This window comes from Sinorhizobium glycinis (genome assembly GCF_001651865.1).
GTDB lineage: Bacteria > Pseudomonadota > Alphaproteobacteria > Rhizobiales > Rhizobiaceae > Sinorhizobium > Sinorhizobium glycinis.
Genome location: NZ_LPUX01000025.1, coordinates 1 through 3,650, shown reverse-complemented (window position 1 = coordinate 3,650; position 3,650 = coordinate 1). Strand labels below are relative to the sequence as shown.

3 protein-coding genes and 1 pseudogene are annotated in these 3,650 nt (G+C 58.2%); 2 read left to right on the top strand and 2 right to left on the bottom strand.

Translation table 11 applies throughout. The annotated features are described in order from the left end of the window. Positions 1–238 precede the first annotated feature (238 nt). Together AU381_RS00265 and AU381_RS00260 are read left to right on the top strand one after the other, a co-directional pair. Positions 239–829, top strand: a complete 591-nt coding sequence (locus tag AU381_RS00265) for a helix-turn-helix domain-containing protein (RefSeq protein ID WP_014857526.1) — start codon at positions 239–241, stop codon at positions 827–829. Then, entirely contained in the window at positions 822–2,051 is a 1,230-nt protein-coding gene (locus AU381_RS00260) for a type II toxin-antitoxin system HipA family toxin (protein ID WP_014857525.1), read from the top strand. The genes AU381_RS00265 and AU381_RS00260 overlap by 8 nt, the downstream gene beginning before the upstream one ends. A 755-nt stretch (positions 2,052–2,806) precedes the next feature. Here AU381_RS00260 and AU381_RS30015 read toward each other — a convergent pair. Both AU381_RS30015 and AU381_RS27795 read right to left on the bottom strand, forming a co-directional pair. Beyond that, positions 2,807–2,953, bottom strand: a complete 147-nt coding sequence (locus tag AU381_RS30015) for a hypothetical protein (RefSeq protein ID WP_158499789.1) — start codon at positions 2,951–2,953, stop codon at positions 2,807–2,809. Between the two features lie 158 nt (positions 2,954–3,111). Further along, positions 3,112–3,456 (bottom strand): annotated as a pseudogene (locus AU381_RS27795) (transposase); the annotation flags it as partial. Between the last annotated feature and the right edge of the window lie 194 nt (positions 3,457–3,650).

Below are 3,650 nucleotides of genomic sequence, written 5' to 3'. Positions count from 1 at the left end.
GATAAAGCGGATCACGAGCAACTTCTGACATGGCCCATGTACGCACATCTTCCTCAGCCGTCGGTTAACTTTACGGTGCCGAGCTGATGGGTAACTGTGAGTCCTAAGCTGCAAGTTGATATATAATTCCATATAAGTCAGCGTTTTGATACGGTTTTGTATATCGGCATTGCATTGCTCTGAGAATCCTCTATATATTATCCTGTATGTTTCGCATCCTGCGATACAGGATAATGATATGGCATATAAAACGGAGCATATAACGCAGCAGCTGCGCGCTGCGCGCGAAGCGCAGAAAATGAGCCAGCGCGAGCTGAGCGCACGATCGGGCCTGACGCAAAGCCATATTTCTCAGATAGAACGGGGCACCATGGAGCCCGGACTTGGCAGCCTAGTGGATGTGGCGCGCGCGCTCGACCTCGAGATAGTCCTTGCCCCGAAAAAACTGATGCCGGCAATCCGCAATATCCTCGATAGTGCATCGGCATCGAGTGATGTCCTGACATCCGACCAGCGCAAACTGGTGGGGCGCCTTGAGCGGTGGTTTGCGCAGCACAGGGGCGGGTTCGGTAGTGCTTCCGAGGCAGATACATTCAAAGATAGCCTCGCGCTCTTACGGCATCTTCCTCTGTCGGCCGAGGAGATGGACACATTCAACGAGGCGACTGCACGCCTCGAACGGTGGCAGGCTGATCCTCCATCCCGTCAGGAACTGAGCAGGATCGCACATGCCGTAAGACACCTACGCAACGCCGCGGTGCACCGCGACCGTGACGACGCGGTCCCTCGCTCGGCCTATGCGCTGGATGAGGAAGACGATAATGCCTAAGGTCACGGTACTCGATGTCAGGCTGTATGGGGAACCGGTTTCGACCCTGACGAATCTGCAGGACGGGCGCACCATCTTCGCGTTCAACGAGGCTTATATCGAAGACGAAAAGCGGCGGACGCTTAGCCTGTCCCTGAAAGACCCGTTCGGGGCGCTCATCACGAAGTTCAGGCCGTACAACATGGTGGTCCCTCCCTTCTTCTCGAACCTACTGCCGGAAGGACCGCTGCGCAAATACCTCGCTGATCGTGCGGGTGTGAAGCCGTCGCGTGAATTCTTCCTGCTCTGGATGCTCGGCCGCGACCTGCCTGGGGCTGTGACGGTGCATCCCTCCGAAGGGGATGACGCGCCTCCGGATGACGAGCAGGCTATCGTCGAAGCGCGGCCGAACGCGCTGCGCTTTTCGCTGGCAGGTGTGCAGCTGAAGTTCTCGGCCTTTAAGAACGACAAAAAGGGCGGCGGCTTGACCATTCCGGCCGAGGGCACGGGTGGCTCGTGGATCGTGAAGCTGCCGTCTCAGCAATATAGCGGCGTGCCCGAGAATGAGTTCGCGATGATGACCATCGCCCGCATGATGGGTATGGACGTGCCTGAGCTCCAGCTGGTTGATCTCGACGCCGTAAGCGGCCTGCCGCAGGGGGTGGGTGAACTGCACGGGCAGGCGCTGGCGATCAAGCGTTTTGACCGCACGCCGGAGGGAGCGGTGCATATCGAGGACTTTGCGCAAGTCTTCGGCGTCTTTCCCGACCACAAATACGATAAGGGCAATTACCGGATGATCGGCCGCGTGCTGGGGATCGAAACCAGCACGGCCGACGTGGCGGAATTCATCCGGCGTCTAGTCTTCAGCACGCTAATCGGCAATGGCGACATGCACCTGAAGAACTGGTCGCTCATCTATCCTGATCGCCGCACCCCTGCGCTCTCGCCAGCGTATGACTTGTTGTCGACTATCCCTTACATCGAGGGGGAAGATACGGCGGCGCTCAATTTCTCCCGCACAAAAAAGATGGCGGCGCTGTCGAAGGACGAGCTGGCGCATCTGGCTGCGAAAGCGGAGCTTTCCGAAAAGCTGGTGATCGACACGGCGCGCGAGACGGTTGAACGTTTTAGGGCGGTATGGGAGGCGGAAAAGAAAAATCTGCCGATGGCCGCCAAGGTCGCCGACACGATCGATACGCACGCACCGACGGTCGAGCTGTACCGTGAGTTCGCGAAGTAGTGCCTTGCGGCTCGGCATTCAAATTATCGAGCCTTGCTGTATATTCAAGTCGTTAGCCCATCCAAAGGATGGCCGTTAGTTCGAATCCCATCAAGACCCACAAGGCGGAAATGGCACATCGGCCGCATAAGTCCAAAAACTCCGGCCGACGAAGTCCAGGTCGAGTAGCCAGCCTCTTTCCTTCGACATGACGCTGACATCTTGAAGGCCCAAGATGTGCCTCCCAGATGAAAGTCGCTCCGAAAACCGGGGCGTCCGGTTACAGTTCTTTGGACCCGACGGCGGAGGTCATGATGCGGGGATCCTTTAACAACCTGGTCTATGCGCAAAATGGCCGCACTCTCGTGAAGGAAATCTGTTCCGTGAGCAAGCGATCGTCTTCGTGGAGCGAAAGCGACTCGACGCGGAGGATCTCGTCGCCCGCATCACTTGGCAGGCGTTAAGCAAATGCCTTGTTGGAGAGATGCATGTGAATGCGGCGCGCGAGACGTTTTTCCGCACGGCGAAAAAGAAGGGCCTCCTTGCCGAACCGGAGATGTCATTGAGCTCAGTTGGCCGGTTGGCTAAGTGACTGAGCTTCCGCTTCCAGGAACGCGGACGGCACGTGCCTTGGAGCGGGCTCATCCACGCCTGGTCGATCAAGATCGTTTACGACAGCACTGGAGCGGCGGCTTCGTTGCCTTTGACGGTGTGCGAGCCGACCAAGGTCAATGTGGCAAGTGGATGAATCAGCCATTTGGAGCCGAAGGTGAGATTCATAGCCGCACCGTTGCCTTGTGTTCGAGATGATTGAGGACAGACATCAGGGCAAGGGCCATGCCCACAACAACGACGCCGATCGCAGCGCCGAGCGGCCAATCGAATGAGACGCCCATCAAGTTGATGACCACGCCGGCGATCATGACGCCCTCGGCACCGCCGACCAATGTAGCAGCAATAAAATCACCGAAGCCGAGAGAGAAGGTAATGGTCGCACCAGTGATGATACCCGGAATGGAGATCGGCAGAACGATTGAAAAATTTCCCAATCGGTCGAACCCGCCTCCTTGCCCGCCTCGATCAGTTCCACGAACAGCGCTTCCAGCGCGTTCCCTGCGTGGGCGATCTTGTGATCGCGGTCGGTTCGGCCGTGCTCCAGCCGGTTCACAGTGGATTTGCCGGCACGCACCGCGGAGTCCTGCCGCTTCGGCGTCAGCCGCTCCGACAAAGGCGCGAGCACCGGGTCATGGCGCATCGTGTCGTGGTCGTCGACATCCTGCTAGGCCAGCGCGATCGCCGCGACGCGCTGGCCGATCAGCGTGCGCACGCTGTGAACCGTGCACTTGCGATCGCGGCCATCGACGAAGCAGGCGGCCATCCGGTCGAACAGCCCGATGGCCCCGTCGACGTGGCGAAGCAGCAGCGCCGAAGGCTTCAAATTCGAGCTGCGCGGAGATAAGTGTGTTTGCATCGCGCCCTCTGCTAATTCTTTGTCGTAAAAGCAACTTCTCAGATTCGTGGGCCCGATGAACCCCCTACTTGGCACCGTAAAGTTAACCGACGGCTGAGGAAGATGTGCGTACATGGGCCATGTCAGAAGTTGCTCGTGATCCGCTTTAT